The organism is Pseudomonas sp. CCC4.1 (assembly GCF_035019225.1).
In the GTDB taxonomy this organism is placed as follows: Bacteria; Pseudomonadota; Gammaproteobacteria; order Pseudomonadales; family Pseudomonadaceae; genus Aquipseudomonas; species Aquipseudomonas bubulae.
This window is the reverse complement of sequence record NZ_JASJWL010000009.1, coordinates 1-15,460: the sequence shown is the minus strand read 5'-3', so window position 1 is coordinate 15,460 and position 15,460 is coordinate 1. Positions and strand designations below refer to the sequence as shown.

The 15,460-nt window shown below is 60.0% G+C and carries 15 protein-coding genes and 1 pseudogene; 2 read left to right on the top strand and 14 right to left on the bottom strand.

Features of this window, described 5'->3' with window-relative positions:
- Positions 1-93: 93 nt before the first annotated feature.
- The 12 genes from QN377_RS05880 to QN377_RS05825 form a co-directional block, all read right to left on the bottom strand.
- On the bottom strand, positions 94-1,071 hold the full coding sequence (locus QN377_RS05880; protein ID WP_095018436.1) for an ABC transporter permease: 978 nt from the start codon (positions 1,069-1,071) through the stop codon (positions 94-96).
- On the bottom strand, positions 1,068-2,063 hold the full coding sequence (locus tag QN377_RS05875; RefSeq protein ID WP_094999998.1) for an ABC transporter permease: 996 nt from the start codon (positions 2,061-2,063) through the stop codon (positions 1,068-1,070). Before QN377_RS05875 ends, QN377_RS05880 begins: the two co-directional genes overlap by 4 nt.
- Positions 2,050-3,594, bottom strand: a complete 1,545-nt coding sequence (locus QN377_RS05870) for a sugar ABC transporter ATP-binding protein (RefSeq protein WP_095018435.1) — start codon at positions 3,592-3,594, stop codon at positions 2,050-2,052. The genes QN377_RS05875 and QN377_RS05870 overlap by 14 nt, the downstream gene beginning before the upstream one ends.
- Positions 3,591-4,538 carry a sugar ABC transporter substrate-binding protein gene (locus tag QN377_RS05865; RefSeq protein ID WP_238705493.1) on the bottom strand — a complete coding sequence of 316 codons (948 nt, stop codon included), beginning with the start codon at positions 4,536-4,538 and terminating at the stop codon, positions 3,591-3,593. Before QN377_RS05865 ends, QN377_RS05870 begins: the two co-directional genes overlap by 4 nt.
- Before the next feature lie 251 nt (positions 4,539-4,789).
- Positions 4,790-5,716: a catechol 1,2-dioxygenase gene (gene catA, locus QN377_RS05860; protein WP_095018433.1), complete on the bottom strand. Its 927-nt coding sequence runs from the start codon at positions 5,714-5,716 to the stop codon at positions 4,790-4,792.
- Between the two features lie 42 nt (positions 5,717-5,758).
- Positions 5,759-6,049: a muconolactone Delta-isomerase gene (gene catC, locus QN377_RS05855; RefSeq protein WP_095018432.1), complete on the bottom strand. Its 291-nt coding sequence runs from the start codon at positions 6,047-6,049 to the stop codon at positions 5,759-5,761.
- Between the two features lie 127 nt (positions 6,050-6,176).
- Complete coding sequence (locus tag QN377_RS05850) at positions 6,177-7,295, bottom strand: muconate cycloisomerase family protein (protein ID WP_095018431.1); 1,119 nt, start codon at positions 7,293-7,295, stop codon at positions 6,177-6,179.
- Between the two features lie 27 nt (positions 7,296-7,322).
- The gene (locus QN377_RS05845) at positions 7,323-8,084 is read right to left on the bottom strand and encodes a 1,6-dihydroxycyclohexa-2,4-diene-1-carboxylate dehydrogenase (RefSeq protein ID WP_095018430.1); all 762 of its coding nucleotides are present in this window, start codon (positions 8,082-8,084) and stop codon (positions 7,323-7,325) included.
- 20 nt (positions 8,085-8,104) lie between these two features.
- Complete coding sequence (gene benC / locus QN377_RS05840) at positions 8,105-9,115, bottom strand: benzoate 1,2-dioxygenase electron transfer component BenC (protein ID WP_094999991.1); 1,011 nt, start codon at positions 9,113-9,115, stop codon at positions 8,105-8,107.
- Between the two features lie 69 nt (positions 9,116-9,184).
- Positions 9,185-9,673, bottom strand: coding sequence for a benzoate 1,2-dioxygenase small subunit (gene benB / locus QN377_RS05835; RefSeq protein ID WP_094999990.1), 489 nt, complete (start codon positions 9,671-9,673; stop codon positions 9,185-9,187).
- On the bottom strand, positions 9,670-11,028 hold the full coding sequence (gene benA / locus QN377_RS05830; RefSeq protein WP_094999989.1) for a benzoate 1,2-dioxygenase large subunit: 1,359 nt from the start codon (positions 11,026-11,028) through the stop codon (positions 9,670-9,672). Before benA ends, benB begins: the two co-directional genes overlap by 4 nt.
- A 214-nt stretch (positions 11,029-11,242) precedes the next feature.
- Positions 11,243-12,199 carry an AraC family transcriptional regulator gene (locus QN377_RS05825; protein ID WP_095018429.1) on the bottom strand — a complete coding sequence of 319 codons (957 nt, stop codon included), beginning with the start codon at positions 12,197-12,199 and terminating at the stop codon, positions 11,243-11,245.
- Between the two features lie 191 nt (positions 12,200-12,390).
- On the opposite strand from QN377_RS05825, the gene QN377_RS05820 reads away from it, so the two are divergent.
- Together QN377_RS05820 and QN377_RS05815 are read left to right on the top strand one after the other, a co-directional pair.
- The gene (locus QN377_RS05820; protein WP_322212793.1) at positions 12,391-13,725 is read left to right on the top strand and encodes an amidohydrolase; all 1,335 of its coding nucleotides are present in this window, start codon (positions 12,391-12,393) and stop codon (positions 13,723-13,725) included.
- Between the two features lie 539 nt (positions 13,726-14,264).
- Positions 14,265-14,594, top strand: coding sequence for a hypothetical protein (locus QN377_RS05815; protein WP_094999986.1), 330 nt, complete (start codon positions 14,265-14,267; stop codon positions 14,592-14,594).
- Between the two features lie 52 nt (positions 14,595-14,646).
- Here the strand turns inward: QN377_RS05815 and QN377_RS05810 are convergent, their stop codons facing one another.
- Both QN377_RS05810 and QN377_RS05805 read right to left on the bottom strand, forming a co-directional pair.
- Positions 14,647-15,108 (bottom strand): hypothetical protein, encoded by a 462-nt coding sequence (locus tag QN377_RS05810; RefSeq protein ID WP_095018427.1) that lies wholly within the window; start codon positions 15,106-15,108, stop codon positions 14,647-14,649.
- A 196-nt stretch (positions 15,109-15,304) separates the two neighbouring features.
- Positions 15,305-15,460, bottom strand: a pseudogene (locus QN377_RS05805) (electron transfer flavoprotein subunit alpha/FixB family protein); the annotation flags it as partial.

Genomic DNA, 15,460 nt, shown 5'->3' with positions numbered 1-15,460 from the left:
CAGCGGTGTGGCCGCGGGCCTCGCGATGCAGACAGCGCGGGGCATTCGCACCAGCACAGGGCTGCCACCGCAGGCAAACCAGCCCCTTCAGGCTTACTGCTGCGCCTGCAATCGCCGACTGCCAAAACTGAACGCCAGCACCAGCAAAATCAGCGCCCCGGTCGCCACCTGTTGCCAATAGAAATTCCAGCCGATCAACAGCAACCCATTGGCAATCACATTGATAAACAACACCCCCAGCAACGTGCCGGGGATGTTGGCGCGTCCGTTGCGACTCAAGGTAGTGCCCATAAACACTGCACCGATGGCATTGATCAAAAACGCATTGCCCGACATCGGTACATAAGCATTGACCGTGGAACTGAGCACAACCCCGGCCACGGCACAGGCCAGCGCGCTGGCAATAAACACCTTGAGGCTGATCTGGCGGATCGACAGGCCCGAATATCGCGCCAGTTGCACCTGAGTGCCAACCGCGAGAATTTCTCGCCCCAACCGCCCTCGGGCCAGAATCACCCCGTATACCGTCGCCACACCCAGCACCAGCCACAAAGGCAAGGGCACACCCAACCATGACATCGCGCTAATCCCCGGCAACAGGTTCTGCGCGATATAGATCGGCTGCCCACCCTCGGACAGCAACTGCTGAACACTGGTGCCGATAAACAAGGTGCCCAGTGTCGCCAGAAATGGCGTGATGCCAAGACCCGCGATCAGCCCCGCATTAAAGCCCCCCACCAGCGCCCCGGCCAGCAGGGCGCCGGGGATGGCAACGGGCAGGCCATGACCGCCATTTAGCAGCACGACAAAAGCCAGGCTAGCGAAATCCGCCGCGGTGCCCACCGACAGGTCGATCCCCCCTGCCGCCACAGCCCAGGTCATGCCAATGGCAACAATCGCCAACAGCACGAAGTTGTTCAGCAGCAGGCTGCTCAAATTGCCCAGGGTCAAAAATCCCGGCGCAGCCACAGCGAAAAAAACCACGATCACAACGATCAAGAGCGGCAGAATACCGCGCAGCAGGCGGGATATAAGCACCGCGGATACCGGCGTTGCAGCGAGCGTAGTCATTGTCCACCCTCCTCTTTGCGCAAGGCACTGGACATGGCCACCACCAATAGAATCAGCACCCCCTGCACACCGTTGACCCAGAAGCTGGCGATGTTCAGCAGTTGGAAACCGTTAATCAAGAAACCCAGCAGCAACGTTGCCAACAAGGTGCCGGGGATATTCGCCACCAGCCGCCGGGAGAACACCACACCGAGAAAAGCAATGGCCACAACCGACAGCAGCATGTCCCCGGAACCGGTGGTGCTGCCGCTGAAAAATGCCGCCGAACAAAATGCTGCAACCGCTGCACACAGCCCGGCAATCAGGTAGCTGGAAAACACATAGCGGCCTACGCCCAGCCCGGCCGCCCGCGCCGCCTGGGGGTATTCGCCCACCGCATACAGGCGCAAGCCATAAGGGCTGTGCTGAATCAACAAGCCCAGCAGCAAGGCAACCCCCAGCAACACCCAGGCCAGTACGGGTACCCGCAGCCATTCACCAGTGGCCAGGATGTCGAGCAAGGCCGAGTCGGTGGGCAGTACGCTGTTTTGGGTCAGCACCAGCTCCAGCCCGGCAATCAGGTTCATGCTCGCCAGGGTGGCGAGCAGCGGCGGCAGACGCAGCACCACTACGGTAAAACCGTTCAGGGCACCCACCGCCAGCCCGCAGAGCAAGGTCAGGCCAATTGCTTGCGCGGCGTTCAGCCCCGCATTGTTCAGGCTGCTGTAGACCGCTGCACAGAGGCCCAGATTGGCCGCCAGCGACAGGTCAAGGCCACCCGAAACCACATTGGAACCACCACCAATCACCACACAGGTAAGGCCGAAGGCGAGAATGCCGAGGATCGCCGACTGGGCAAACACGTTGGCGATATTGCCCGGGCTGAGGAAGTTTGGCGCACTCACGGCGAACACCGCCAGAATCAGCAAAAGCGCCAGCAGTGAGCCGCGCCTCAGAAGCAGCAAGCCAAGCCGTCGGGCCAGCGGTTGGACGAGGATTTCAGACGAAGGCATGTGCAGGCTCCTGCTCGCATTCAAGGGCCACAGTGGCTAATTCCCGCGCCCCCGTGGCACAGGCCAGCAAACGATCGCTGTCGACCTCGCGGGCATCGAATTCACCGGCCAGCGCACCACGGTGCATGACCAGAATCCGGTCACTAATGCCAATCAGCTCCGGTAAATCAGAAGACAGCACCAGCACCGCCGCACCTTGCTTGGCCAAGCGGCCGATCAGGCGATAGATCTCGACCTTGGCGCCGATATCGATGCCGACACTGGGTTCGTCGAGCAGATACACCGCACAGCCCTTCCCTAGCCATTTACCCAGCGCGACTTTTTGCTGATTGCCGCCACTCAACTGCGAGACCCTGGCGTCATGTCCGGCGGTCTTGATCCCCAGTTCGGCAATCAGCCGATCGCTTTCCCGAACCTGTGCCGCAGAACTCAACAGCCCCCAGCGAATAAAGCGCGACAAGCCGGCCAGGGTCAGGTTTTCCATGACCGAAAGCAGTGGTGCAACCCCGTGGCTGCGGCGTTCTTCGGGCACCAGCGCGATACCTTTGCGCACCGCATCGCGGGGCGACTTGAGGCGCGTAAGGCGTCCCTGCAAATGCACGCTGCCCTGCTCGGGCTGCACCAGACCAAACAAAGTCTTGAGCAGTTCCTTGGCACCAGAACCCACCAGCCCGGTCAGCCCCAACACTTCACCTTTGCGCAGGCTCAAGTGAATATCGCGATACGCCAGACCAGCACTGAGCCCCTTCAGTTCGAGCACCACCTCACCCGGCGTTACCACGGCCTTGGGGTACATCTCGCCGACCTCGCGATTGACCATCAACCGGGCAATCTGTGCCGTCGAAGTACTGCGCGGATCCACCACGGCCACGGCACGACCATTGCGCAACACGGTGACCCGGTCGCACAGGCTTTGGATTTCTTGCAGATAATGGGAGATGTACACAATCGTCAGACCCTGATCGCGCAGACGGCGGATAATGGCCAGCAACTGGTCAACCTCGCGCTTGACCAGTGACACGCTGGGCTCGTCGAACACCAGGACTTTCGGCTTGGCCAGCAAGGCCCGGGTAATTTGCAGAATCTGTCGCCGGGCGCTGTCCAGCTCGCTGACCAGCGCCCCGGCGGGGAACTCCAGGTCGAAATACTCACGCAACAACCGTGCGGCCTCGCGGTCCTGGGCACGCCGGCGGATAAAAGGCCCGCGCCTGAGTTCGCGGCCGAAGAACAGCGCTTCACCTACGGTAAAACTGGCGGGCAACAAGCGTTCCTGGTGAATGAAATGCACGCCCAGCGCCTCAATCTGCCGCGGGCTCAACGCCGCAAAAGACTGCCCGTCCACTGCCAGGGTGCCACTGTCGGCCCGATGGATACCTGCCAGCACTTTGATCAGGGTTGATTTACCGGCACCGTTTTCACCGACCAGCCCGTGAATGGAGCCTTGCTCGACGCGCAGATCAACGCCATCCAGCGCCCGGGTGGCCCCGAAAGACTTGGTGATGCCCTGCAAATGCAGGGCGGGAGACGTCACTGATCGCCTCGCAGCTTTTGCACCTGCTCAAGGTTCGCAGCAGTAGTCAGCAGGGTCGGCACCTGGGTTTCCCTGGGCAGGTCATGTTGCCCGGCCAGATAGCGCGCCACGTTTTGCACAGCGGTTTTGCCGATCAAAGCCGGTTGCTGGGCTATCACCGCACCGACCGGCGAGTCGCTGCGTTTGAGCAACTCCAGCACTTCGGGCGTGCCATCGACGCCATAGGTCTTGATCTCCGTACGCCCGGCATCCACCAACGCCTTGCTCGCGCCCAATTGCGGAATATCCCAGGCAGACCAGATCGCGGTTACGCTGCCCTTGGGGTATTTGTTGAGCAGTGCACTGACCTGACTGTAGGCGTCCTGCACGGTATTGGGGATCACATCACGCAGTTCGGGATCAATGATTTTCAGCTCGGGATGATCCTTGAGCGCCAGTTTGAGCTGGTCATAGCGGATCGCACACACCGGCACCCCGTAAAAGCCGTTGAACACCAGAATATTGCCCTTGGCGCCACTGTCGGCTACCAACTGGTCGGCCAGATGCTTGCCGGTGGCGACGTTGTCCGATGTGGTGTTATTGAGGCTGTATTGCGACGGCGCATCAATCGTAAACAGAGGAATGCCGGCCTTGCTGATACGCTTGAGCCAGGGATCGATCACGCTCAGGGTGCCCAGGGTCTGGATCACCGCATCGGGTTTCTGGGTGACCACGGTTTGCAGTTGGGTCACCAGGTTTTTATCGTTGCGCCCGGCATCCAGGGTGATCGGTGTGCCGCCCAGGCGCCTGACTTCGGCAACCTGGGCGTCGAAGGCTTTGACATCAAAGTAGTGACTGGTGCCGGTCATGCTGATGGCAATGCGTTTGCCGGCCAGGGAAGGCACATCGTTGTCGTCGGCATGGGCCAGTGTGCCCAGCCCGACGCTGACCACCGCCAGCGCCATGGCCTGCCAGAAGCGTGTAGGGAAAAAGTGCGGTTTGCGCGAGGTGGCTGCAGGCATGACAGTGTTCCTGAAGGGTATTTCCAGGAGCTTTGCACAGACCATGCCGCAGCCCTTTGAGCCAGTGGCGCCGGCGGGCAGCGCTGTGGCACGGTTCCCAGAGCTGCCTGTTTGCCAACAGTCTGTCGGACCACTGTTGCCGGGCAAACACTTGCAGACCGGCACGGGTTCTCAGGCCTCGCTGCAGCCTGCTGTCAAACCTGCTGCAAGGCCCGCGGGCGATGGCTGCGCTGTTCGGCAGCAGGCGCAACGGCCTGTTGCAACTGGAAGTCGAACCTCAACTCGGCATAACGCCCGGCAACACCACGGGCACCGTCGTCGCGAAACTGCACTTCACCCACCAGGCCGTCGCGGGTGGCATAGGCAAAGTCGTCCCACAGGTACTTGTCCCCGGACAGGTTGATCTGGGTGGTCAGGTGACGGTGACCGGGAGCCGAGATAAAGAAGTGCACATGGGCCGGACGCTGGCCGTGACGGCCCAGTTGGTCAAGGCATTCCTGGGTCGGCCCCTGCGGGTCGCAGCCATAGCCCGAGGGCACGATGCTGCGGGCACGGTAGCGGCCCTGGGCATCGGTGATGATACGTCGGCGCAGATTGTACTCGGACTGGCTCTGGTCAAAGAACGAGTAGGTACCCTTGGTGTTGGCGTGCCATAGATCAACCGTGGCACCGGCCAGCGGTTGGCCCGAAAGATCGAACACCTGCCCTTCGAGGAACATCACGGTGGCAACACCCTCCTCGCTGCCGTCGTCCATCCGTGCCAACCCTTCGTACACCGGGGCACCGGCCACATACAGCGGGCCTTCGATGGTACGCGGGGTGCCGCCAGTCTGACCGGCCTGCTCGTCCTTGGCGTCCTGCAACAGGTCGATAAAATGCTCGATGCCCAGCCCGGCCACCAGCAGCCCGGCTTCCGAGCGGCCGCCCAGGCGGTTGAGATAGTCCACGGACTTCCAGAATTCATCTTCAGTGATGTCCAGGTCTTCGATGATTCTGGCGCTGTCCTGCAAGATGCGCAGGATGATGCTTTTCAGGCGCGGGTTGCCGTTATCGCTGGAAAAACCTGCGGCTTCCTTGAAGAAGCGCTGGATGACTTCGGTGTGGGAAATTTTCACGGTCATGGGGCTCACCTCATCTTGTTCTTGTGCAAGGGATAGAAAGCGTTAGCGGTCGTCGCTGTGGATCGAGGACGGGTGGCGGCACAGCCCTTCAATCTCGATATCCATGTAGGGAAAGAGCGGCAATTGCAGCAGGGTGTCATGCAGTTCTTCGACACTGACCACGTCGAACACGCTGTAGTTGGCGTAGTGCCCGGCGATGCGCCACAGATGGCGCCAGGTGCCTTCCTGCTGCAGCCGTTGAGCCAGTTGCTTTTCGTCGGCTTTGAGTTTTGCGGCCTTGGTCGGGTCCATGTCCAGGGGCAGATTTACGGTCATTTTTACGTGGAAAAGCATGGGGCTCTCCTTGAAGAAATAGGGGAAGTGGCTGTGGGAGCGGGCTTGCTCGCGATAGCATCAGCGCGGATGCACCGAGTCGTCTGCATCGCGAGCAAGCCCGCTGCCACAGGGGTTTTTCAGAGTGTCAGCGGCTAAAACGGGCCAGGCGCTCTTCGTCCAGCGTCAGGCCCAGGCCTGGAGTGCGCGGGATATGCAGCTCAAAATCACGGTACTGCGGCGCCTCGGTGACGATGTCTTCGGTCAGCAGCAGTGGCCCGAACAGCTCGGTGCCCCAGGTCAGTTGCTTGAGGGTGAGGAAAACATGGGCCGAGGCCAGGGTGCCCACCGAGCCTTCAAGCATGGTGCCGCCATACAGGGCGATACCGGCGGCCTCGGCGATATGAGCAGTGCGCAGCACTGCACGGGGCCCGCCGTTTTTCGCGATCTTGAGGGCAAATACACTGGCCGCACCGTCCGCCGCCAGACTGAAGGCGTCCTCGACACTTTCGATGGATTCGTCGGCCATGATCGGCGCCGGGCTGCGCAGATTCAGACGCACCTGCCCTGAACGATTAGCCCGGGAAATCGGCTGTTCGATCAGGTCGATACCGTGGTCACCCAGCACCTGGCAACCACGAATGGCCTGGGACTCGTCCCAATACTGGTTGACGTCAACCCGCACACTGGCGCGCTCACCCAGGGCCTTTTTGATCGCCAGCACATGTTTGAGGTCCTGCTCCAGCGGGTTGGCACCGATCTTCAATTTGAAGATGCGGTGGCGTCGCAGGTCGAGCATCTGCTCGGCTTCGGCAATGTCACGGGCAGTGTCACCGCTGGCCAGGGTCCAGGCCACTTCCAGACTGTCGCGCACGCGCCCGCCCAGCAACTCGCTGACCGCCAGCCCCAGGCGCTTGCCCTGGGCGTCGAGCAACGCGCTTTCGATACCCGATTTGGCAAAGGTATTGCCCTTGGCAATCTTGTCCAGGCTGTGCATGGCGGCGTTGATATTGGCCGCTGGCTTGCCCACCAGCATCGGTGCCAGATGCGCATCGATATTGGCCTTGATGCTTTCCGGGCTTTCGTAACCGTAGGCCAGGCCGCCGATGGTAGTGGCTTCACCGACACCTTCGATACCGTCGCTGCAACGCAGGCGCACAATCACCAGGGTCTGTTTGCGCATGGTGTGCATGGCCAGCGTATGCGGGCGGATGGTGGGCAGATCGACGATCAGGGTCGTCAGGCTTTCAATCAGAATTTGGCTCATGGCAGTTGTCCTTTTTTATCAGAGAAGTCAGCCGAGGTCGCCGCCACCCACCGGCAGGGTTACGCCGGTGATATAGGAGGCTTCGTCGCTGGCCAGAAACAGGATCGCGCCGACCTGCTCATCGAGGCTGGCGTAACGTTTCATCAGGCTGCTGTCGAGGGTCTGGTCAACGATTTGCCGGTACCAGACCTGCTCCTCGGGGCTTTGCTCGTTCTCATTGCGCGCAATCCGCCGCGGTGGTGCCTCAGTGCCCCCGGGGGCAGTGGCGTTGACGCGAATCCCGCGCTGGGCATTCTCGAACGCCAGGCAGGCAGTCAATGCATTCACGCCGCCCTTGGCCGCGCCGTAAGGAACGCGGTTGACGCTGCGTGTGGCGATTGAAGAAACATTCACAATCGCCCCGCTGCCCTGTTCGAGCATGTAGGGCAGCGCCGCATGGCAGCACCACAGAGTGGGGAACAGCGAGCGACGAACTTCGGCCTCGATTTCCTCGGCCCGGTAATGCTCGAACGGTTTGGCCCAGATGGTGCCGCCCACGTTGTTGACCAGCACATCGAGGCGGCCAAAGGTATTCACCGCTGCAGCCATCACCCGCACACAATCGGTGTATTGCTCCAGATCAGCAGTCAGGGCCAGCACGCCTTCGCCCTGCAGCTCAAAGACCAGCTCGGAACGGTCCACCGCAATCACTTGCGCGCCCTCGCCCAGCAGACGCTCGCACACGCGACGGCCAATGCCCTGGGCGGCGCCGGTAACCAGCGCGACCTTGTTGTGGAATCGGTTGTTCATGGCTAGCTCCAATCAAAGTGTCAGGCCGCAGCGGCAAACTTCTCGTAGTAGAAATTGGCCGGGGTAATGCCCTGCTCGCGGATATACAGGTTGACCGCTTCCACCATCGGCGGCGGGCCGCACAGGTACACATCGACGTCGCCCTGGTTGAGATGGCCCGGCTCGATATGCTGGGTCACATAGCCCTTGAGCGGGTGCTGGCTCTGCGGGTTGGCCACGCAGGCGCTGAAGCTGAAATTGGCGATGCGCTCACTCAGGGCATGCAGGCGATCCAGCTCCACCAGATCGAAGTCGTTGCTCACGCCGTAGATCAGATGAACCGGGTAGGCACTGCCCTGCTCGGCGATTTTTTCCAGCATGGCGGTGAACGGCGCCAGCCCGGTACCACCTGCCAGCAACAACAAGGGCCGCTGGATCTGACGCAGGTAAAAGCTGCCCAAAGGGCCCGCCAGGGTCATGCTGTCGCCAGCCTTGGCGATGCCTGTCAAAAAGCTGCTCATCAGCCCGCCCGGGACATTGCGGATCAGGAAGCTGACCTCGCCATCCTTTTGCAGGGTGCTGAAGGAATAGGCCCGGCTCTGCCCGCTGCCGGGTACCTGCAGGTTGACATACTGGCCCGGCAAAAACGCCAGGCTGCCCAGGGACTCGCCCTTTATCGACAGAGCGATGGTGCTCTCGGACAACTGCTGCACATTGCTGATAACGGCATCAAAACTGGCCTGTTGGGTCTTGCACAAGGTCGAAGAAGCAGGCACCCGCAATACGCAGTCGCTGGCGGCACGCATCTGGCAGGTCAGCACATAGCCCTGCCCGGCCTCCTCTGCGCTGAGGGCGTCTTCGATATAGTCCTCGCCCAGCTCGTAGCGGCCAGCTTCGGCAAAGCACTTGCAGGTACCGCAGGCACCGTCGCGGCAGTCCAGCGGGATATTGATGCCCTGGCGGTAAGCGGCGTCAGCGACGGTTTCCTGGCCATTGGTCTCGATAAAACGGGTAACTCCGTCTTCGAAGTTGAGGGCAATTTGAAAACTCATAATGTACCTCGCAGGCAATGCCCGGCCCGGGCACCCACAGGCACTCTCAGGCACGCATCACAGCCTTGATCAGATGTGGTAGATGTCGATGACCTGACGCACGTAGTCATTCTTGAGCACGACTTTCTTGGCCTTGATCAGCGGCTGTGGGCCGCGCATGTCGAGGGTGTAAAAGCTGGTGCCGAAGTAGCTGTCGGTGGTCTTGTAGCGAAAGCTGAGGGTGTGCCAGTTAAAACGCACTTGGCACAGGCCGTCGGCCTGGTCGACGATCTCGATATTGCTCAGGTTGTGCGAAGTGCGGGTGTCGGGCACGGTCGCGCTGGAGCGCTCGGTCTTGATGCGGAACACGCGATCTTCCAGGCCACCGCGGCTGCCGTACCAGATCAGCGAGATTTCGCTTTGCGGGTCTTCGGTAAGGCGGTCGTTGTCATCCCAGCACGGCATCCAGAAACTGGCATCGGCGGCGTACAGCTCAAGCCACTGATCCCACTGGCCGTCGTCCAGGTAACGCGCTTCGCGGTACAGAAAATCCCGCACAATGGGGTAAAGGCTGTTCATTGCACAGCCTCCACGGGGATCAGCGCGGGCTCGCCGCCAGCCGCCTTGAGCATGGTTTGCTGCCAGTATTTATGTTGCAGCACAAACAGGCCTTCGTCTTCGGTACGCACCCCGGACAACAGCGGCTTGAGGTCGATTTCTGCGGCGGCGGCATCGGCGCCTTCGACCCAGTGTTCGGCCCCGCGGGACATGTCATTCCAGCCGCGACCTGCACCGTAACCGGTCTGGCAGGAGCGGAACTCTTCCAGATCGTCCGGAGTGGCCATGCCGCTGACGTTGAAGAAATCTTCGTACTGACGGATGCGCTTGGTGCGCGCCTCACTGCTTTCGCCTTTGGGCGCGATGCAGTAGATGGTGATCTCGGTCTGATTCACGGAGATGGGCCGGGCAATGCGGATTTGCGAGCTGAACTGGTCCATCAGGTACACATTGGGGTACAGGCACAGGTTGCGCGAGTTCTCGATCATCCAGTCGGCACGGGCCTGGCCGAAATCACGGGCCAGTTCGTCGCGGCGCTCGTAGGCCGGACGATCTTCGGGGTTGGCCCAGCGAGTCCAGAGCAGCAGATGGCCATGGTCGAAGGAGTAGAAACCGCCGCCGCCCTTGGCCCAGCTGCCGGCGCTCATGGTTTTGATTTCTTCACCCGCTTCACGCAGGGTGCGCTGGTTTTGCGTGGCCGCGTAGTTCCAGTGCACGGAGCTGACGTGATAGCCATCGGCGCCGTTTTCGGCGGTCAGTTTCCAGTTGCCTTCGTAGATATAGGAACTGGCACCGCGCAGCACCTCCAGGCCATCGGCGGACTGGTCGACGATCATGTCGATGATCTTGGCGGATTCACCCAGATGCTCGGCCAGGGATTTCACATCGGGGTTGAGGCTGCCAAACAGAAAGCCGCGATAGGACTCGAAGCGGGCCACTTTGGTCAAATCATGGGAGCCTTCGCAGTTGAAGCCTTCGGGGTAACCGGCGGCACCCGGATCCTTGACCTTGAGCAGCTTGCCGCTGTTGTTGAAGGTCCAGCCGTGAAACGGACAGGTATAGCTGGCGCGGTTGCCGGTTTTGTGCCGGCACAGCATGGCGCCGCGATGGCTGCAGGCGTTGAGAAAGGCGTTGAGTTCACCGGCCTTGTTACGCGCGATAAAAATCGGCTGGCGGCCCATGGTGGTGGTCAGGAAGTCGTTGACGTTGGGGATCTGGCTCTCGTGGGCGAGGTAGATCCAGTTGCCCTCGAAGATATGGGTCATTTCGAGTTCAAAGAGGTCGGGGTCGGTGAACATCTCACGCTTGCAGCGGTAGATACCCTTGTCTTTGTCGTCTTCCAGCATGGCATTCAAGTAATCGATACCCAGGGACATGGCCAGGGCCTCCGTTGTTATTATCCAGGCCGGGTCAGGTTAGGGAATCGATGTCCGGGGCACTATCCGTTTACTGCGGATCGTTATCCGGTTAGTGCAGGCAAGACGGGTATTTCAGTGGGAGCGGGCTTGCTCGCGATCCAGGCAGCGCGGTGTTCCGCTGACACCGCAGCGATCCCATCGCGAGCAAGCCCGCGCCCACAAAATCCGTTGCTCAGTGCCGGCGCTTGAAGGTGCTCGAAGGCAGCTCGCCGAACTGCAAACGGTAGCTTTCGGAAAAACGGCCCAAGTGCATAAAACCGTAATCGAGCGCCAGCTCTGTGAGGCTGCGTACCGTGCAGCTCGGGTCGTTCAGGCAGGCATGAATCCGCGCAAGTTTGCGCTGGCGAATGTACTGCAACGGCGTCACGCCCAACTGGCGCTCAAACAGGCTGTACAACGAGCGCTGGCTGATACAGGCCTGTGCTGCCAGGTCTTCACCGTTGAGTTCCTGTTTGAGATTGCGTTCGATGTAATCGAGTATGCGCTCAAGCCCGGCACTGGCTGATGCCAGGTTTTCACGGCTGATATTGGTCTGCATCAGGGTCAACAGCTTGCTGCCGACAATCTGCGTGTAGTGCTCCTGCACCCGCAGCAGCGGATCGCTGGCCTCGGACTCCTGGCACACCATGCCCAGCAAACCGATAAAGCCCTCCAGCTCATCGAGCCGGTAGTGATTGCGCATAAAGCGCACACCGCCTGACGGCCGCCGCCAACGCTGATCGTCGCACACCGATTCGAGCAATTTGGCCGGTATTTTGAGGATGAACTTTTCGCAATCCTGAGAGTAAGTCAAATCGACCGGATCATCCGGATTGATCACCAGCAACTCCCCCGGCACCAGGTGCTGCTCGCGGTTCGGGCCGCGCCACAGGCAATTGCCGCTGAGCAGCACCTGCAAGTGAAAGATGGTTTCCAGTGCGGGCGAGGTCACGCGCACACTGCCGCCATAACTGATCCGGCACAGATCAAGCTCGGCGAATTTACGGTGATTGAGGCTGGCCAGCGGCCGGGTGGTTCTGGAAAGGCCGATGCAGTGCTGGCCAACATGCTGGTTTACATAGTCGGACACGGCATGTGGGTCGGCGTGTCGGAACACGCTACTGCGTTCACTCAGCAGGCGGCTATCCATCGGCAAGGTACTCGGTGTTGTCATTATTATGGGTGTTGTCTGCGCCAGAGTAAGCACGACGGCAATGGCAGGGCAATTGGACACTCGGCTAATGGGCGGTAATCGAACGCTTTTAGCCCGGCGGTTGCGCCGCCTGTGCGAAAAACTGGCTTACCCTGAGCGCCCTAAAAACAACAAACAAGAGACCTTCAATGCTGCCCCGCCTTCGCCATGCCCCTTTGTACCTCGCACTGTTGAGCACGCTGACCAGCACCGGCCATGCGGCTGACCTGAGCTGGGTCGACCCCGCCGTCGCGACGGTCAATGAGCAGGTAATCTCCCTGCGCCACACCCTCCACCAGAACCCGGAGATGGGCAATCAGGAATTCAAGACCGCCGCCATGGTCGCCGAGCAACTCAAAAGCCTGGGCTTGCAGGTGCGCACCCAAGTGGGCAAGACCGGTGTAGTGGCCGTGCTCAAGGGTGGCCTGCCTGGCCCGGTGATGGCCCTGCGCGCCGATATGGACGCCCTGCCGGTCAAGGAAATGACCGGCCTGCCCTGGGCCAGCACGGCCACGGGAGTGCGCCTGGGCAAAACCGTACCGGTGATGCACGCCTGCGGCCATGACACCCACACCGCCATGCTGCTGGGTGCAGCCAGAGTGCTGGCCGAGCATCGCGATCAGGTCGCCGGCACCGTGGTATTCCTGTTCCAGCCCGCTGAAGAAGGCGCGGCAGACCTGGACGAATTCGAAACCGAAACCCTGGTGGGTGCCCAGGCGATGATCCGCGACGGCGCCCTGGACTCCCCCAAGGTCGAAGCCATATTCGGCGTGCATGTGATGGCGGGTTACCCCACCGGTCATCTGTATTACAAGGCCGGTACCGTGCTCAATAGCAGCGACGGTTTTCGCATCATCGTCAAAGGCCAGCAAACCCATGGCTCGGCACCCTGGAGCGGCGTCGACCCGGTAGTAGCCAGCGCAGGCATTATCAACGGCCTGCAAACCCTGGTCAGCCGCCGGGCTGATCTGACCCAGGGGATGGGCGTGATCAGTGTTGGCACCGTCAATGCCGGTTCTGCAGCCAATATCATTCCCGAAAGCGTGGAAATGACCGGCACCATCCGCAGCAACAGCGCGGCAGTGCGCGACACCCTGCTGAAAAAAATGCCACCCCTGGTGCAAGGCATTGCCAGTGCCTACGAGACCGAAGCCAGCCTGCTGCTGGTCAATCATGCGCCGGTCACCAGCAACGACCCGCAGCTTACCGCCGCGATGGTCCCGGCACTGGAACTGGCTGCGCCAGGCAAGGTGCAGTTGCTGCCGGCGTCCCTGTCGCCCAGCGAAGACTTCTCCTACTACGCCGAAAAAGTCCCGGGCTTGTTCGTATTTTTGGGCGCTACGCCTGAAGGGCAGGACATGAGCAAGGTCGCGAACAACCACAGCCCCTACTTCACCGCCGACGATGCCACCCTGGCCACGGGCGTAAAGGCTCATGTGCAATTTGTGATGAATTACCCGGGGCGGGTGCGCAACAGCAACTGAGTGGGGCTCGCCTACCTTGAACTGCCGAAATAACGGGGGTATCGGCTACGGTTGGGGCATTTATCGGGGATGACCGGCATGCTGAAAATCGACCCGCCAGTCACATATGTAGTGCCATAAAATAATCACTACATAAGTATTGACGGCTCGATTTTCCCCCAGCATTATGCAGACGTCTTCCCCACCGGAAGCGCTGGAAAGGGTTGTTGCAAGCATGCTCGACGAGCTGTCGGGCTGTTCCGGGATAGGTACTGCCCACAAGGCAGAATTGATGAAGCTGACCTGGCTTGATCGTCCGCGTCAAAGACGACAGGGGCTAGCGAAACGTCCTCAAGAAGCTTGTGGCTGATGCGTCATGTCACTCAGGCATCCTGGTTCACGCTGCTCTCCTTCGCTTTACGCTCTGTATGTAGTGCCGGGTTTTACTACTACATATGACGAACTCAAGACAGATCTGCTTTGGATGGACACTACGTAGCGCTGCATGTGCAGTTGCGCGAATCAATTAGACAGATCAACGAGTAGTCAAGGAGTTAGCCATGAACCTGAATAACCAACCGACTGTTAACGAGCTGGCTCGACTCTTCGCCGCCCAGAAAGACACGCTGAACGACCATATCCTGTGGATCAGCGAAGCCGGCGATGTACGTATCGATCCCGTGACGTCGTGCAAGGAAGAAACCAGATTCGAGGAGGAACGTCCACAAATGCGCGCCCACCTCAAAATGTACCGCCGTGGCCAAGGCTACGTGGGCAAGAAGGCTGCGGCCGATAGCGACTATATGGCGCGCGTGCTGCAAACCCTGACCCTGACCTGGCAAAAGGCTCAAACCGAGCCTGCCCTGGTAAAAGTTAACAGCTACAGCTGATAAGCCGGGCCGTACAAAAAAGCCCCGGATAATCTCCGGGGCTTTTTCAATTTCAAACTTGCGGGGTTTTAATGCATGTTTCCGTACCATGGCCACCGCCATTGTAGTCGGGCGCATAGTATGACTTGTGCAGCGTGGTAGTGTATTGCCCCTTGCTGTCCTGGTCACGGGTAATGGTCGCAAGCCCGATGCCTCGATCCGTGGCGGCCTCCTGGCTGTCATTGGCAAAATACATTGCCAATTGCTGACCCTGGGCGGCGGCGTAGCCTGAATAAGTGGCCTTGTCGCCTCCAAGATCCACTTCAAGCGTGAAGGTATAAGCGCCGAAGTTCTGGCTGAAGTTGCTGGATTTCTCATTCACTTTGACACTCAGGTCGCCCTTGAAGGCCCCGTCATGACTGTCAAACCCTGTGCATTTATAGTTGCCGGTTATATACAGCGGATCATTGACTGCCGTATCGGCCAGTGCAGAACCGGTAAACGCCAAACTAAGCGCAACCACAAGAGTATTCATTACATTCCTGGAGAAGTTACCCGACATAGTCTTACCCTCGATACAACGTAATTAAGGATGGGATATTACCGTCGGGAATCTACACTCGAACTTGTACTTGCATCTATAGAACTACAAAACGGATTGTGGCAAAAGTTGTGCTGCAAGCAGATGGCTTTATTCCTGCGGGAGCGGGCGAACCCGCCCCCTACAGAAGTTAGATCGCCTGCTCCAGCTCAGGTACCGCTTCGAACAAGTCCGCTACCAGGCCGTAATCGGCCACCTGGAAGATCGGCGCTTCTTCGTCCTTGTTGATCGCAACGATCACCTTGGAATCTTTCATCCCGGCCAGATGCTGGATCGCGCCGGAAAT

Excerpts from the sequence above, each read along its gene's own strand:
- catC (WP_095018432.1), bottom strand. The coding sequence starts at position 6,049 with ATGCTTTTCCACGTAAAAATGACCGTAAATCTGCCCCTGGACATGGAC.
- QN377_RS05845 (WP_095018430.1), bottom strand. The coding sequence starts at position 8,084 with ATGAACAACCGATTCCACAACAAGGTCGCGCTGGTTACCGGCGCCGCC.
- QN377_RS05815 (WP_094999986.1), top strand. The coding sequence starts at position 14,265 with ATGAACCTGAATAACCAACCGACTGTTAACGAGCTGGCTCGACTCTTC.
- QN377_RS05875 (WP_094999998.1), bottom strand. The coding sequence starts at position 2,063 with ATGCCTTCGTCTGAAATCCTCGTCCAACCGCTGGCCCGACGGCTTGGC.
- benA (WP_094999989.1), bottom strand. The coding sequence starts at position 11,028 with ATGTCCCTGGGTATCGATTACTTGAATGCCATGCTGGAAGACGACAAA.
- benC (WP_094999991.1), bottom strand. The coding sequence starts at position 9,115 with ATGAGTTTTCAAATTGCCCTCAACTTCGAAGACGGAGTTACCCGTTTT.
- benB (WP_094999990.1), bottom strand. The coding sequence starts at position 9,673 with ATGAACAGCCTTTACCCCATTGTGCGGGATTTTCTGTACCGCGAAGCG.
- catA (WP_095018433.1), bottom strand. The coding sequence starts at position 5,716 with ATGACCGTGAAAATTTCCCACACCGAAGTCATCCAGCGCTTCTTCAAG.
- QN377_RS05850 (WP_095018431.1), bottom strand. The coding sequence starts at position 7,295 with ATGAGCCAAATTCTGATTGAAAGCCTGACGACCCTGATCGTCGATCTG.
- QN377_RS05825 (WP_095018429.1), bottom strand. The coding sequence starts at position 12,199 with ATGGATAGCCGCCTGCTGAGTGAACGCAGTAGCGTGTTCCGACACGCC.
- QN377_RS05810 (WP_095018427.1), bottom strand. The coding sequence starts at position 15,108 with ATGAATACTCTTGTGGTTGCGCTTAGTTTGGCGTTTACCGGTTCTGCA.
- QN377_RS05880 (WP_095018436.1), bottom strand. The coding sequence starts at position 1,071 with ATGACTACGCTCGCTGCAACGCCGGTATCCGCGGTGCTTATATCCCGC.
- QN377_RS05820 (WP_322212793.1), top strand. The coding sequence starts at position 12,391 with ATGCTGCCCCGCCTTCGCCATGCCCCTTTGTACCTCGCACTGTTGAGC.
- QN377_RS05865 (WP_238705493.1), bottom strand. The coding sequence starts at position 4,538 with ATGGCGCTGGCGGTGGTCAGCGTCGGGCTGGGCACACTGGCCCATGCC.